13 protein-coding genes are annotated in these 14,564 nt (G+C 69.5%); 5 read left to right on the top strand and 8 right to left on the bottom strand.

Annotated features, from left to right (window positions below; genetic code table 11):
- Positions 1-196: 196 nt before the first annotated feature.
- Both rpsO and eccD read right to left on the bottom strand, forming a co-directional pair.
- The gene (gene rpsO, locus OHT57_RS36080) at positions 197-484 is read right to left on the bottom strand and encodes a 30S ribosomal protein S15 (protein ID WP_007385095.1); all 288 of its coding nucleotides are present in this window, start codon (positions 482-484) and stop codon (positions 197-199) included.
- 257 nt (positions 485-741) lie between these two features.
- Positions 742-2,205 (bottom strand): type VII secretion integral membrane protein EccD, encoded by a 1,464-nt coding sequence (gene eccD / locus OHT57_RS36075; RefSeq protein ID WP_328750956.1) that lies wholly within the window; start codon positions 2,203-2,205, stop codon positions 742-744.
- Positions 2,206-2,465: 260 nt separating this feature from the next.
- Here eccD and eccCa point away from each other — a divergent pair, with 260 nt between their 5' ends.
- From eccCa to OHT57_RS36050, 5 genes are all read left to right on the top strand, one after another.
- Positions 2,466-6,404 (top strand): type VII secretion protein EccCa, encoded by a 3,939-nt coding sequence (gene eccCa / locus OHT57_RS36070; protein ID WP_328750955.1) that lies wholly within the window; start codon positions 2,466-2,468, stop codon positions 6,402-6,404.
- Between the two features lie 89 nt (positions 6,405-6,493).
- On the top strand, positions 6,494-6,805 hold the full coding sequence (locus tag OHT57_RS36065) for a hypothetical protein (RefSeq protein ID WP_328750954.1): 312 nt from the start codon (positions 6,494-6,496) through the stop codon (positions 6,803-6,805).
- Positions 6,802-8,100: a hypothetical protein gene (locus OHT57_RS36060; RefSeq protein WP_328750953.1), complete on the top strand. Its 1,299-nt coding sequence runs from the start codon at positions 6,802-6,804 to the stop codon at positions 8,098-8,100. The genes OHT57_RS36065 and OHT57_RS36060 overlap by 4 nt, the downstream gene beginning before the upstream one ends.
- Before the next feature lie 13 nt (positions 8,101-8,113).
- On the top strand, positions 8,114-8,836 hold the full coding sequence (locus OHT57_RS36055) for a hypothetical protein (RefSeq protein WP_328750952.1): 723 nt from the start codon (positions 8,114-8,116) through the stop codon (positions 8,834-8,836).
- 23 nt (positions 8,837-8,859) lie between these two features.
- Complete coding sequence (locus OHT57_RS36050) at positions 8,860-9,480, top strand: hypothetical protein (protein WP_328750951.1); 621 nt, start codon at positions 8,860-8,862, stop codon at positions 9,478-9,480.
- A 68-nt stretch (positions 9,481-9,548) separates the two neighbouring features.
- Here the strand turns inward: OHT57_RS36050 and OHT57_RS36045 are convergent, their stop codons facing one another.
- The 6 genes from OHT57_RS36045 to OHT57_RS36020 form a co-directional block, all read right to left on the bottom strand.
- The gene (locus OHT57_RS36045; protein WP_328750950.1) at positions 9,549-10,133 is read right to left on the bottom strand and encodes a hypothetical protein; all 585 of its coding nucleotides are present in this window, start codon (positions 10,131-10,133) and stop codon (positions 9,549-9,551) included.
- Positions 10,130-10,630, bottom strand: coding sequence for a hypothetical protein (locus OHT57_RS36040; protein ID WP_328750949.1), 501 nt, complete (start codon positions 10,628-10,630; stop codon positions 10,130-10,132). The genes OHT57_RS36045 and OHT57_RS36040 overlap by 4 nt, the downstream gene beginning before the upstream one ends.
- Entirely contained in the window at positions 10,627-11,394 is a 768-nt protein-coding gene (locus tag OHT57_RS36035; RefSeq protein ID WP_328750948.1) for a hypothetical protein, read from the bottom strand. Before OHT57_RS36035 ends, OHT57_RS36040 begins: the two co-directional genes overlap by 4 nt.
- 3 nt (positions 11,395-11,397) lie before the next feature.
- Positions 11,398-12,615 (bottom strand): putative T7SS-secreted protein, encoded by a 1,218-nt coding sequence (locus OHT57_RS36030; RefSeq protein WP_328750947.1) that lies wholly within the window; start codon positions 12,613-12,615, stop codon positions 11,398-11,400.
- A gap of 57 nt (positions 12,616-12,672) precedes the next feature.
- Entirely contained in the window at positions 12,673-12,960 is a 288-nt protein-coding gene (locus tag OHT57_RS36025) for a WXG100 family type VII secretion target (protein ID WP_328750946.1), read from the bottom strand.
- Between the two features lie 689 nt (positions 12,961-13,649).
- Positions 13,650-14,369 carry a DinB family protein gene (locus tag OHT57_RS36020; protein WP_328750945.1) on the bottom strand — a complete coding sequence of 240 codons (720 nt, stop codon included), beginning with the start codon at positions 14,367-14,369 and terminating at the stop codon, positions 13,650-13,652.
- Between the last annotated feature and the right edge of the window lie 195 nt (positions 14,370-14,564).

Here is a 14,564-nt window from a genome sequence, read left to right as displayed (position 1 = left end):
GTCTTCGATCGAAGCACCCGGGGTTCCTAGCCCGGGGGCCACTACCGAGGACCGGCGGCGGCGAGGTGCACTTCTCCTCGTGATACTGCCGTGCGCTACCACACTACAAAGCGGGTGTGACACTGCGCACGTTTCCAGGCGTACGGCAAAGGGAGCGGTCCCCGATCGCTTCGGGAACCGCTCCCTTCACGGCGTCCTACTTGGCGCCCGCCGCACCGCGGCGGATGCCGAGGCGGTCGACCAGCGCACGGAAGCGCTGGATGTCCTTCTTCGCCAGGTACTGGAGAAGGCGACGGCGCTGACCGACCAGGATCAGCAGACCACGACGGGAGTGGTGGTCGTGCTTGTGGGTCTTGAGGTGCTCGGTCAGGTCCGAGATACGGCGCGAGAGCATCGCGACCTGGACCTCGGGGGAGCCGGTGTCGCCCTCCTTCTGGCCGAACTCGGTCATGATCTGCTTCTTCGTAGCGGCGTCGAGCGACACGCGTACTCCTCGTAGTCTGTTGGGTGGCCACCGAGTGCCCCTGGTCCACTTCTCAGGGGAGCTTCCGTAACTCGGGAGGCGGGGATCCGTCGGGCGCGGCCTCCGGGGCCGACAGCTCCGGGGGTGCGTACACAAACGGCCGTCAGCCAGGGTATCAGCCCGACGGCAGTGCCCCGGTCCACGCCGAATACGTACACATGACGCAGCGGCTGCCACCCATGTGGGTGACAGCCGCTGTCGTCTGCTCGGGCCGGCCGTCAGCTGGTCATGCCGCGGGCCGCCGCGTAGAGGTCGAGGACCGCCAGGCAGAGCGGGACGAGGGAGAGCAGCACCGCGCCCTCGCTCAGGTCGAGCATCCGGCCCCAGAACGGGGTCACGCCCTTGCGCGGCACGATCAGGGCGACGGCCACGAGGAGCGTGGCGCCCAGGGCCACCGCGGCGGAGAGCCAGACGGTGCGGATGTCCAGCGGGGCGCTGTTGTGGTCGTAGACGAGGTCCTTGATGATGTCGGCCGGCGGGTTCAGGGCCAGGCCGAGGACCAGCAGGCTGACGGTGATGATGCCCGAGATCATCAGGGTCACGACCTGGGACGTGTACAGGAAGAGCCGGGCCCGCATCAGCATGGCGAGGCCGGCCGCCAGGGACAGCAGCTGGGCCCAGCCGCTGCTGGAGAAGCCGAGCACCACACCGGCGGAGGCGACGCCGGTGACCGCGCAGCCGCCGACGAGGCCGAGCAGCAGTTCGTGGCCGCGGCGGGCCTGGTCGGTGATGAGCTGGTAGTCGACCGGCTCCTGCTCGTGCTGGTCCTCGGCGCGACCGCGCTTGGCGATCTGGTCGGGCGAGCGGAAGCCGATGGGAAGCCGGGAGAAGCGGGCGGACCAGCCGGGCAGGAAGCCGATGACGGCGACCATGACCACGGCGGTGACGGCGGCGCTCTCACGCGGCTCGGCCTCGGAGACGATCGCGGCGAAGGTGGCCATTACGCCGACGCCGGCGCCGAACGCGGCAGCGATGAACGGCGCGTCCTTCTGGGGCAGCATCAGGACGAGCAGCACCGCGGCGACCAGGACGACGGCGAAGCCGACGAGGAGGTTCAGCCGTCCGGGCCCCTCCCCCGCGTCGAGGCCCATGACGCCGGAGCCGCCGACCATCAGGTGCGGCAACGAGGCGAGACCGAGGGCCACGGCCGCGTGGTGGTCGTCGTAGACCCGGGCCCGTACGGACGCGAGTGCCACGAGGACGACTCCGGTGACACCTGCGATGACGCCCGGCAGGCCGTGCATGTCGTGGCGGAGCGGCTCCGAGAACCACAGCGCCAGCGCCAGCATCGTCAGCAGGAGCGCGCCGGCGGTCAGGCCGACGACCCGCATCATGCTGTCGTTCCAACTGCGCCGGTCGGCCTCGACGACGGCGGCCACGGCGTCCACGACATCGTCGAAGACGGCGGGTGGCAGCGAGTCCGCGAACGGCCGCAGGAGCAGCAATTCGCCATCGCGTATCTGCTGTTCGGAGAGCGAACGGCCGTCGTCGAGGACAGAACCGTCCCTGCGTACGAGGTTGTACCCGGTGGGTGCGGCCTCCTCGGGCGTCTGCCCCGACAGCCGCAGAATCTCCGGGTATACGTCAGAGAGCGGCACATCCTCGGGAAGTGCCACATCGATCCGGCTGTTCGGTGCCGCCACCGTGACCCGGCAGAATCCGGTTGCTGAAACCGTACTCACCTGACGGTTCCCCCTAGTCCAGTACTCGGTGATTCGTCGCGGTTTGCCAGGGCGATTCCCGCTCCGCGCTTCTTTTGGAGCGTCACCCTACCGTCCTCTTGCGGCATCTCCCCATCCCCTATCGGCTCAAGGGCCCCGCAGAACAGTAGGATCAACGCCCGGCTCATGAGTTGGCAAAGCCCCATGAGTTGACGAACATACGGGGGCCGTCACGACGGGGGCGGTTCGACATTGCGATTGCGTGAAGGACTGGTGGATCGGTGAGCGTCGTCATCGTCAAGCGCCCGCCGCGGGTATACCCGCCGGAGGTGCCGAGTGAGGAGGTCAAGCTCGAGTCGCCTCCCGAACTCCCTCGTACCGAGGACGACAGTCTGCTGATGAACCTGCTGCCCATGCTGGGCATGGGCTCGTCGGCGGCGTTCTTCTTCATGCCCGGGGCCCAGGGCTTCATGAAGATCATGGGCGGGCTCATGATGGTCTCCACGGTCGCCATGCTGGTCGCCCAGATCGTGCGGGCCCGGAAGGGGCCGTCCGGTCAGATGGCCGAGGCCCGTCGCGACTACCTCAAGTACCTGGCGCAGAAGCGGCGTGAGGTGCGGCGCACCGTGCACAAGCAGCGCGACGCCCAGTACTACCTGCACCCGGCGCCGGAGCAACTGTGGGCGCTGGTCGCCGAGGGGTCGCGGCTGTGGGAACGGCGTTCCACGGACCCGGACTTCGCCCAGGTGCGCATCGGCCTCGGCCCGCAGCAGCTGGCGACTCCCCTGGTCGCTCCCGACACCGCGCCGGTGGACGAGCTGGAGCCGCTGACCGCCCACGCCATGCAGCAGTTCATCGCGAGCTACGGCACGCTCGGTGAACTCCCGCTTGCCATCGGGCTGCGCTCCTTCTACCACGTGACGATCTCCGGTGACGCCGAGACGGTCTACGGCCAGACCCGTTCCGTGGTCGGCCAGTTGGCCTCGCTGCACTCGCCCGACGACGTGCTGGTAGCGGTCGTGGCCTCGCCGGGCGCGGCGGTGGACTGGGAGTGGACCAAGTGGCTGCCGCACATGCAGCACAAGGACTCCGACGGCGCCGGCACCCGGCGTCTGCTCTGCTTCGACCTCGGTGAGCTCGAGGAGATGATCGCCCACCAGCTGGAGGGTCGCGCCCGCTGGAGCCGGGACGGCTCGCCGGTCCTGGACCAGCCGCACGTGGTCGTCGTCCTGGACGGCGGCGGTGTGCCCGCGGACTCGGTTCTCGCCTCGGCGGAGGGCCTGCAGGGCGTGACCATCGTCGAGGTGGTGCCCGGTGACCTCGACGAGGCGCGTGGCTCCCTGTCGGTGCGGGTGTGGCCCGAGGGCATGGAACTGGAGGCGGGCACGGGTGTCTTCACCGGCACGCCCGATGTCCTGTCGCAGGCGCAGGCGGAGTCGCTGGCCCGCCAGTTGGCGCCGCTGCGGCTGGGTGCCGCCGACGCCGACGAACCGCTGCTCGCGAACCTGGACTTCACCGACCTCATGCAGATCGGTGACGCGGCGGGCGTGGACGTCTCGCGCACCTGGCGGCCGCGCACGCTGCACGAGCGGCTGCGGGTCCCGATCGGTCTCGGCTCGAGTGGCGAGCCGGTCATGCTGGACCTCAAGGAGGCCTCGCAGGAGGGCATGGGCCCGCACGGCCTGTGCGTCGGCGCCACCGGTTCCGGAAAGTCGGAGCTGCTGCGCACCCTGGTGCTGGGCCTCGCGGTCACCCACTCGTCCGAGACGCTCAACTTCGTCCTCGCGGACTTCAAGGGTGGTGCCACCTTCACCGGCATGGGCAACATGCCGCACGTGTCCGCGGTGATCACCAACCTGGCCGACGAGCTGACGCTCGTGGACCGGATGCGCGACTCCATCACCGGTGAGCTGACCCGCCGCCAGGAACTCCTGCGGCAGTCCGGCAACTACGCCAACATCACCGACTACGAGAAGGCCCGCGCCGCGGGCGCCGCGCTCGACCCGCTGCCCTCGCTCGTCCTGATCATCGACGAGTTCAGCGAACTGCTCGCCGCCAAGCCGGACTTCATCGAGATGTTCATCCAGATCGGCCGTATCGGCCGTTCGCTGGGTGTGCACATGCTGCTCGCCTCGCAGCGCCTTGAGGAGGGCAAGCTGCGCGGCCTCGACACCTTCCTGTCGTACCGCATCGGTCTGCGTACCTTCTCGGCCGCCGAGTCCCGTACGGCGATCGGTGTGCCCGACGCCTACCACCTGCCGAACGTCCCCGGCGCGGGCATCCTCAAGTACGACACCGAGACGATGGTGCAGTTCAAGGCCGCGTACGTGTCCGGCACCTACCGGTCGAACGGGCCGACGGTGCAGGGCGGCGGCCGGATCGACCGCTCGCCGGTGCTGTTCACCGCCGCGCCGGTGCCGGTGCGGATCCTCGCCGACCCGGAGCCGGAGACCCGCACCAACCAGGTCGACGACGCGCTCGCCGACACCGTTCTCGACGTCATCGTCAGCCGTCTGGACGGGCAGGGTCCGCCCGCCCACCAGGTGTGGCTGCCGCCGCTGGACGAGCCGTTCAGCCTCGACCAGGTGCTGCCCGTCCTGGGCGTCAGCCCGGAGCGCGGTCTGCACGCCGAGGGCTACCACCTGCAGAGCAAGCTGACCGTGCCGGTCGGCCTGGTCGACAAGCCCTTCGAGCAGCGCCGTGACGTGATGTACGCGGACCTGTCGGGTGCCGCCGGTCACGCGCTGATCGTGGGCGGCCCGCAGTCCGGCAAGTCGACGCTCGTGCGCACGATGATCACGTCGTTCGCGCTCACCCACACCCCGGCCGAAGTGCAGTTCTACGCCCTCGACTTCGGCGGCGGCGGCATGCTCGCGCTGGAGAACCTGGCCCACATGGGCGGCGCGGCCTCCCGGCTGGACCAGGAGAAGGTCCGCCGTACGGTCGCGGAGGTGCACGGCATCCTCAATGCCCGTGAGGAGTTCTTCCGCTCCAAGAGCATCGACTCCATGAACACCTTCCGGTCCCGCCGGGCGCAGGGGCACTACCCCGACCAGCAGTGGGGCGACGTCTTCCTCATCATCGACGGCTGGGCGACGTTCAAGAACGACTACGAGATGCTCGACCCGGTCATCGCGGACATCGCGACCCGCGGTCTCGGTTTCGGCGTCCACCTGATCATCACCGCGACCCGGTACACCGAGATGCGGCCCGCGCTACGCGACCAGATCCTGAGCCGGCTCGAACTGCGGCTCGGGGACGCGATGGAGTCGGAGTTCGACCGCAAGCGGGCCGAGAACGTACCGATGGGCAAGCCCGGGCGCGGTCTGTCCCCGGACAAGCTCGACTACCTCGCCGCCACGCCCCGTATCGACGGGTCGACCGCGGTGGAGGACCTCGCCGACGGCATGGCGAACCTCGTGCAGAGCGTCAACAACGCCTGGCAGGGCCCGCAGGCGCCGAAGGTGCGGATGCTGCCGACGATGCTGCACGCGTCCGAGCTGCCCGGCGGCGGCGACTTCGGCAACCGTGGCATCGCGGTCGGCGTCGACGAGCTCACCCTCTCGCCGGTCTTCGTGGACTTCGAGACCGACCCGCTGTTCGTCATCTACGGCGAGAGCGAGTCCGGCAAGTCCTCGCTGCTGCGGTTCATGGCCAAGCAGATCGCGGAGCGGTACGCGACCGACAAGGCGCTGTTCGTGGTCTCGGACTTCCGGCGCGCGCTGCTGGGCCAGGTGCCCGAGAGCCACATGTACAAGTACTGCGCCTCGGGGCCGCAGCTCCAGGAGGTCATGGAGTCGCTGGCCGGTTCCATGAGTCGCCGTATGCCGGGGCCCGACGTGACGCCGGACCAGCTGCGCAACCGCAGTTGGTACAACGAGCCCGACGCGTTCATCTTCGTCGACGACTACGACCTCGTCGCCTCGTCGATGGGCAACCCGATGTCGGTGCTCATGGAGTACCTGCCGTTCGCGCGTGACCTGGGCCTGCGCATCATCCTGGCCCGCAGCACCTCCGGTGCCTCGCGCTCCTCCTTCGAACCGGTCCTCACCCGGATCAAGGAACTCGGCGCGCAGGGCATCGTGCTGTCCGGCGACCCGTCGGAGGGCCCGGTGTTCAACAACATCAAGGCGACCCAGCAGCCGCCGGGCCGTGGCCAGTTCATCTCGCGCCGGTCGAGCGGCCAGCTCGTCCAGACGGGATATCTGCCGGAGAGCTGAGATCCGGCTCGGGTGAGAGGGGCGGGCCGTGTCTGCGGCCCGCCCCTCTTTGTCGTTGTGAAGAAACATGTCGAACGGGGAGAGAGATCGTGACGGACTATTTCAAGACCGACACCGCCGAACTGGGGCGCTTCAGAAAGACGTTGGAGGACGCGAAGGCCGAGCTGGACAACGTCCGCAAGTGGATGCAGGACGTGTCCGCGGAGGGCATCGGCACCAAGGACCTGGACGCCGCCTGCGCGGAGTTCCACGAGCACTGGAAGTACGGCTCCGAGCAGATCGCCGAGCTCACCGGGAAGTTCGCGGACAGCGTGGGCCAGAGCCAGGCCAACTACGACGAGGTCGACCACGCCCTCGAAGAGGGCTTCCGCAAGGCCGCGGCGCAGGGAGGCGGCAAGTGAACTCCTATCCCTCCCTGGGCTTCGACCCGGCACCGGGCAGCGTCTCCGTCGTCTCGGAGCTCACGACGCGGCTCCAGAAGTCGGCGCAGACCATCTCCGACGCCCACAAGATGATCGAGAACCTGCGGTCGGGCGGCGACTGGGAGGGCGACGCGGCGGTCGCCTTCCGCGAGCAGCTCGACGGGGCGCTGCCGACGAACCTGAAGAACGCCCACTCCTCCATCACCAGGGCGGCCACCGCACTGGCCGACTGGCACAAGGCGCTGGACGGCTACCAGCAGCGCGCCAGGGCTCTCGACGGCGACGCGAAGGACGCGAAGGGGAAGATCGACACGGCGCAGGGCCAGGAGCAGACGGCCTCCGCGAACCCCGATCTCAAGCTCGCGGGCCAGACGTTCACCGACGACGCGGCGCTGAAGAACGCGCAGGCGCGGCTGGACCGGGCGACCGAGGAACTCACCAGGGCACGCGAGGCGGTGACCAACGCCAAGACCGCGTACAACGACGTCGTCAAAAGGGCGCAGGAGCTCCAGGAGGAGCACGGCACCGACGCCCGCGGCAAGGCACGCGTGCTGCGGGACTCCACGGACAAACTCGCGCCCGAGGAGCCGAACTGGTTCGAGCAGGCCATGGACTGGGTCGGCGACAACCTCACCGACATCCTCGGCACGATCGCGGCCATCGCGGGCCTCGCGGCGCTCCTCTTCGCCGTACCGGTCGGCCCCATCCTCCTGCTGGTGGCGGCGGCGGCGAGTGCGGCGACGCTGATCAGCCGGTTGTCGAACCCGGTGGTACGGGCGTCGCTCAAGGACGGTTTCACCAAGGGGGAGTTCGACGCCGACTTCTGGAGCAACGCGGTGGGCGTGGTCGGCGACACCCTCGGCATGGTGCCGGGCGTCGGTGCCGTCGCACGCGGGGTCAACGGTGCCGCGCGGTCGGCGAGTGCCGGTGCGGAGGTCCTCACCCTGGGCGAGAGGCTGAGCAGCGCGGGCGGCAAGACCTGGCTGGCCGCGCAGCGCATCCACGCCGCCGAGAACCCGCTCACCACCTGGCTGGTGAAGGGCGCAGCCGACCCGTCCTCGGCGGCGAGGATCGTCGACGTCTCGGTCTCCGGCGCGGGAGCGCTCACCGGGACGTACGGCGTGGCCAAGAACCTGTGGGACGAGATCAAGAACCCCGCCGCGGAGAACGCCGCGACCGGCGCGGACGGTGTCCGGGCCGGCAGTTTCGACGGGGCCGGCCATGGTGCCACCGCCCTGAAGACGCTGAAGATCCTGTTCGGCGCGACGCACTGAAGGAGTGGAACTCATGACCGACGACGCGGACGAGTTCGAGTTCGAGTACGCCATCGACGAGTCGGCGATGGAGCGTGGCTGCGACCTGTGGTTCGCTCTCGCGCCCGGCTATGTGGAGGTCCCCTTCCGTGACCTCTTCGCCGATCCGGAGTCTCCCGAGGGCGCGAGGGTGGTCGAGGCCGTCCAGTCGCTCCTCGAACTGGTCCCTCAGGAGCAGCAGGCCGGCTTCCTGGAGCAGCTCTCCGAGGCCAGGGCCCTGACCTCGCAGATGCTGCGGGAAGGTGTGGTGAGCTTCGCCATCGGCGCGCACGAGGGGGACGACGGCACCATGCTGGAGTCGGTCGTCATGCTCGCCAGGCGGGAGATCCCGTGGACTCCGCCGAAGCTGGCGGCGGCTCAGGCGGCGACGGCGCGCACGAACGCCCTGCCGGTCGCCGTGGTGGACCTGCCCTGCGGGCCGGGCGCGTTCACCGAGTCCCTGGTGGAGCTGCCGCCGGAGGCCGACTCCCGGCAGCGTTCCCTTTACGAGGCGACCGCGTACCTGCCCTTCCCGGACGGGCGGAACCTCGCGGTCCTCACGCTGACGTCGACGGCCGTCGACGCGCGCGAGAACTACCGTGACATCCACCGGGGCATGGCGGAGATGGTGAGTTTCGACAATCCGCTCCCCGAGGAGTTCAAGGCCCAGATCCCCGAGTCCGAGGTCGAGGCGTCCGTGCGCGCGGTCTTCGGCTGACCCCGATGGAGTGAGACAACGCAGTGGACGTTCCCCTGACGAAGACGGCCTACGAGGACCCGGCCACCCGGCGGGCCTGGCGCCGCACGGCCGCGTTCCGGCTCTGTGCCTTCGTGCTCTGCCTCGGGTCCTTCGTGGCCTGGCTGTACGCGGTGCTCCTGACACCGGTGTGGACGCTCTGGGCGCTCTTCCCCGCCCTGTTCGTGCTGATCTACCTGGCCATGCTCGGCACGGCGAGGGTGCTGGGCATCCTGTCCCTGCGCCGGATCTTGCGGGTCTATCCGTGGCAGTCGGTCCCCGGGGCCGCCTCGATCGCGAAGAACGGCACCACCCGGTTCTCCTTCGCCGATCCCGAGCGCCCGGACAAGACGGTCTCCCTCGGCTACGGCAGCTTCCTGGGCAGCGGTTACACCTTCTGGGTCCGCAAGGTCAGGTCCGGCGAGGTGGGTGAGGTCTGGTTCGCGGGCGATCCGCGTTTCCTCGGCGTCGTCGCCGTACCGGGACCGCGGCGGCTGTTCGGGGTCGCTCAGCGCACCGCGGTGGACGAGCGCATGTCGGCCCGCAGACGCGGTGTCGGCGACGAGGCGCGGGAGCGTGCGAAGGCGGCGGGGGCGCGGGTCGGCCGAGGGTCCGAGCAGGCGTGAATACGGCGGTGGCGGCGCCCGGAGAGGGTGCCGCCACCGCCGTACGGGTGGCGCCGTGGTGTGTTCGGTCAGGCGGACCAGAAGTGCAGGACGGCCTGGGCGTATGCCACTCGGGGGTCCAGCTGGGAGGGGCGGAGCTTGTACTTGTCGGTGATTCCGTAGAACTTCAGGGGCGCGGGGCCGAAGCCGCCGCTCGTCCGCCAGGCCGTGCGCGACGGGAGGTGCCAGTCGACGCCGTATCCGCCGATGAGGCTCGCCGCGTTGTAGAGCAGCGTCAGGGGGGAGAGGACGACGTACACGGCCCACGCTCCCACGGTGCCGGCGCGCCCGACCAGGCGTGTGCCGTCCGGGAGTTCCAGCTCGTACCGGCGGCCGCCGGCCGGCGGTCGGAGCAGGGCGAGTACGGAACCGTCGGGCGCCGTCACGGTCAACGCGTCGTCCGCGCCCCGTCGGGCCACGGCGCACAGCGGCTTCTGGCCCGCCTGGTCCTCGTGGAGGGTGAAGTCGGTGGCGAGGCCGTCCGGCCCGCCGTCGGTCGACGACCCTCGTGCCACGTAGACGGGGTTTCCGCCTCGCACCTTGATGACACTCTGGAGGTTGAGGGCCGTGTTTTCCTGGGGGGCCTGCGCGTGCACGCCAAATACAGTCGTCATCGCCATCTCTTTCCGGTGACCGGCTTCAGCCATGCAGGCAGTCCGTGCTGCGGGAGCCCTGCCGCCGACAGGACCTGAAGGTACCCGTTGACCTGGTCGCGGGTCCCGCTGCGCAGCCAGACATGGCGGAGCCGGAACGCCCGGGCCAGCAGGTACACGCTGAGCGAGAGCAGGAGCGTCACCGGGGTGAGCAGGACCACGTCGACCGTCGTGTCGGAGGTGGACCAGTCGGTGGTGTCGAGCAGGAACCAGGCCCCCACCGCCCCGGGTGCGAGCAGCAGGCCGCCCCATGCGCCGCGTGCGTTCATCCCGTCCAGCAACCGACGGTGACGATGGAGCATCGCCGCGACCTGCTGGTCGGCGAGATAGTCGATGCCCCTGTCGGCACCGATCGTCCGCGCGACCTCGGTCACGCCCGGCACCGTCGCCAACTGCGCGGCCCTCACCTGAACCAGGTCGAGGGCCCCTGCGGGGACGGTGCCGTCAGCGTGACTCATCCGAACACGTCTCGCACGGACTTCGCCTGCAGGGGCACCGCGACGCCGCTCGCCACGTCGGTGGGGCCCGCTGCGGGCAGGTGCTCCGGCTGCTGCGGCAGCGGTGCCTCGGCCGGGGTCTCCGTCGGGCTCACCTCAAGGGTGTTCACGATGTTGAAGAAGAGATCGGAGTACAGGTCCCAGTCCTGCATGCACGGCGTGCTCAGTTCGAACAGCGCCATCTCGGCGTCCTTGCGCAGCGGCAGGAAGACGGCGATCTTCCCCACCTCCACGTCCTCGGGGCGGCCGGAATCGGTGACCTCCGCCGGGAGGGTCGTGACGTCCGCGGTGAACCGGGCCACCGCCTCGCCCGCCGTGAGCCAGACCGTCTCGACCTGACCCTGGTCCCCGAGGCCCGCGAGTTCCGCGGCGACGCTCGCGGCGGTCATCTTCTGGCCGTCCGGCACGGACTCCAGCAGAGCGGCCGTCACCGTCGCCGTACTGCGCCGACCGTCGAGGTCGAGCAGACAGAACCCGGCGTAGCTGACTCCGGCCTCCATCATCTCGGCGATCACCGGCAGTTGCATCGCCGCGTACTGGAACCACAGCTCGGCGTTGCCCTCCGGATAGATGTCCTGGGCGAGCTCGATCAGTGCCTCGCCGACCTGTTCCGGAGGCTCGTGGACAGGGAGTTCGAAGAAGGCGGGCGGCACGCGGAAGGTCAGACGGGGGGTGACGACGGCCATGGGATCGGCCGAACTGTCGCCGGGAAGCATGGTGTTCATCGGTTACGCCGCTCCCGCTGCCGACATGAACGCGTTGCTGGGCGGCGCGGCCGCCGCCTTGGTGTCGGAGCCACCGCCCGAGATCAGGCCGAACGCCAGGCCCACGCCCTTGATGCCGCCCATCGTGCCGCGCATCAGCCCGCTTCCGACGTCCACGGCCTCGTCGGCCAGGCCCATCGCCTTGCCGGCGCGTGCCAGGCCCTTGTACATGAGGCCGTCGGCCATGCCCCTCGCCATGTTGACCGAGGTCGCCATCTCGTCGGCGTGGGAGAAGACACCGGCGAGCCGTTCGCCCGTCGCCGCGGCCCTGGCCGCCTTCGCTCCCGCGGTGATTCCCTTGACCGCGCCGATGCCCGGCAGCACACCGAGTCCGGCACCGACCCAGTCCATCACCCCGACCTTCTCGCCACGGGCCGTCCTGGCTCCGTAACCGGCCAGGGCGAGGGCGCTGGCGCCGATCGCCAGGCCTCCGAGGATCGCTCCCACGGGCGGGATGGCCATGGTCGCCAGGGACAGGATGGACAGGACGGATCCGATCTTGGAGAACAGGTCCGCGTTGTCGGCGAGGAAGTCCGTGAAGCCGTCCCAGGCCGCCTTCAGGCCGCCCGTGATCTTGTCCCAGACGCTGATGTCCGGCGGCCGGTTCTGCGCGGCGTCGCGGATCGCCTTCTCCGCCTTGTCGGCCTGTTCCTGCCAGTACTTGCGCAGGGCCTCACCGTTCTGGATGAGGAGCTTGAGGTCGGTCGCGGCGTCCTGGGCCGCCCGCGAGGCGGAGTCGGCCTCCTCCGAGAGCTGCTTGGCCTGCTGCTCGGTGAGCTGCTGGAACTGCGCGCCCTCGATCTTGACGTTGACCCGGTCGACATCGGAGTTCTTCTGGTCGAGCCGCTTACGGGCCTCGACCGCGCGGTCCTCCAGGTTCTTGGCCTGCCGCTGCATCGTCTCGAGTTCGTCGTGCCAGCCGCGCAGCGCCCGGGAGCAGGCGTTCATCGAGTCGTGGCCCTGCTGAAGGTACTTGGGCAGTTCGCCGACCTTCTCCTGGAACTTCTTGGCGGCCTCGCCGTCCCACACACCGTCGGTCTGCCCGATGCTCACGAGCATCTCGCGCATCTCGTCGAGTTCGTCGCCGACCGTCTTGACGTCGTACGCCAGTGACTCGATCGTGTGCAGGTCGCCCCTGGCCGGATTGAACGTCAGTCCGGGCCAGCTGGGATCGTCCAACATCCCCATCTTCTTCTCCCCGTTGCGTGCGTGTGCGAGTGGTCTCAGCGGTGGTGCGGGCTACTTCTGGCTGAAGCCCTTCTGCAAATCCTGATCGGTCGTCTGGTACATCTCGACCGTCTTCTGCAGACCCTCGTGCAGCGTCTTGGAGGCGTCCGCGATCCGCTTGATGCCGTCGCCCCAGTCGTCCTGGAAGTCGTCACAGGCGCTGTCGAGTCCGTCCGTGCCCAGACCCTTCGGGCCCACCTTGTTCAGCCGCTGTTGGGCGCCGCGCATGCGGTCGTCCACCTGGTCCAGCCGGTTGATCAGGGTCTTCATTCGATCGACGTCGATCTGGAAGTCCGCCATCGCCGTGTGCCTCCCCGTAGCGTGATCGGTGATCGCGGTCAGACTATCGGAGCAGTAACTTCCGGCCTACCTGGCTGTGTTCGCTGTCGCCAATTCATGTCATGGGCATACTGACCGCGATCCTGTGCCTGCAGCATCGCCTGCGTGGGGGCCGACAGGGGTGCGGCCGGGACGCGGCGAGAGGGCGTCTGTGGCCGGTTCTGTACGCGCCGACAACGCCCGGGCCCGCCGGTCACCGGTTCGTCCCCCTGAGAGGACCTCGCACTCCGGCTCATGCGGCACGGCCACAGCAGGAGCCGCCCAGCACGCCGGGCGGCCCGGCCGATGAGGGCCCACCAGTACCCGGCTGCTGCGCTTCATGATCGCCCCATGTCGACGCGGTTGACGATGACGATCGACAGACTCTCAAAGGTCACCCGGCCCTGTCCCGGCGCGGTCGACGCCAACCGAATCCACGACGAATCATCCACACGACGTCCACGGAATGCCCCCGAGGGGGGCGCGGGTCGGCAGGAGAGGGGGCGGTGGGCGGGCCGGGTGGGTGGACGGACGGGCCGTGGTGGTCGGCCCCGGCGGGCTGGCGGACGGTCTGTCCGGGAGCGCGGACGGTCCGGACGGATGCTCAGCCGCGCCCTCGGCCCCGCACCCGACCGGAGTCGCCCGGCGCACCCGACCCGGTTCGCCCGGCCCTACGCGGATGCGACCCCGCGGGCCTGCCACAAGTCACGGAGCAGGGCGATCTCGGCCATGTGGTGGATGAGTTCCAGGTTGGAGCCCCACAGCACGGAGATGTACGGATCGTCAGGGGCGGAGCCGTAGGGGTACTGCGAGAAACCGACCGTGTCGAGTTGCTTCTCGGTCACCCGGCCGACGGCGTCGCGCCAGCGGTCGATCAGGGACCAGAACCGCTCCTGGGCCAGCGCGGCGGAGGGGGTGAAGTCGACCAACTGATAGGGATCCTGCCGGCGTTCACCGAAGGTCCACTCCCATTCGCCCGCGAAGCAGGAGTGCAGGTGCCCGAGCCGCCACGCGATGGTCGTGACCGGTGCGATGTCGGGTTCCACCGGGCCGGTGTGGGCGAGGACCTCCTCGACCCGCTCGACGCTCACGCTCCAGTCCTCGGCGATCTTCGCGACGGTCATTCCGTCGGCGGCCTGCCGGGCGACCTCGGCGTACTCCCCCGCCGGGATGTCCGCGGCGCCCAGGTCGAGCACCCACTCGCCCGGCCCGTACGCCCGGGGTGTCACCGCTTCCGCACGGCGCCGGATCGACCAGCAGTCCGGCACCGGCTCCCACAGGTACTCCTCGTCCCCGAGCCCTTCCAGCCGTACCTGCGCCCGCTCCCTGACGCAGTCGAACTGGTCCAGCAGCACGCCCAGACGGTCGGTCCGTACGCGATCGGTCTCCATGCCGGCTCCCCTCGTGGTCACACGTACGCGGAGGCTAACGGCCGACCGTCACGGGGCGCGACGGATTTCCGGGTCCGGCGGCCACCGTGCGTAAGGTCTGCGCCAACTGGGCCACAGATCAGGTCAAGTGACCTCTGGTCAACTTGTTGCATTGAACCGTTCAAAGTTACGTTTTCCCCACTGACTTTCGAACTG

It is taken from the genome of Streptomyces sp. NBC_00285 (genome assembly GCF_036174265.1).
Taxonomy (GTDB): Bacteria; Actinomycetota; Actinomycetes; order Streptomycetales; family Streptomycetaceae; genus Streptomyces.
This window is presented reverse-complemented; position numbering and strand designations above follow the sequence as displayed.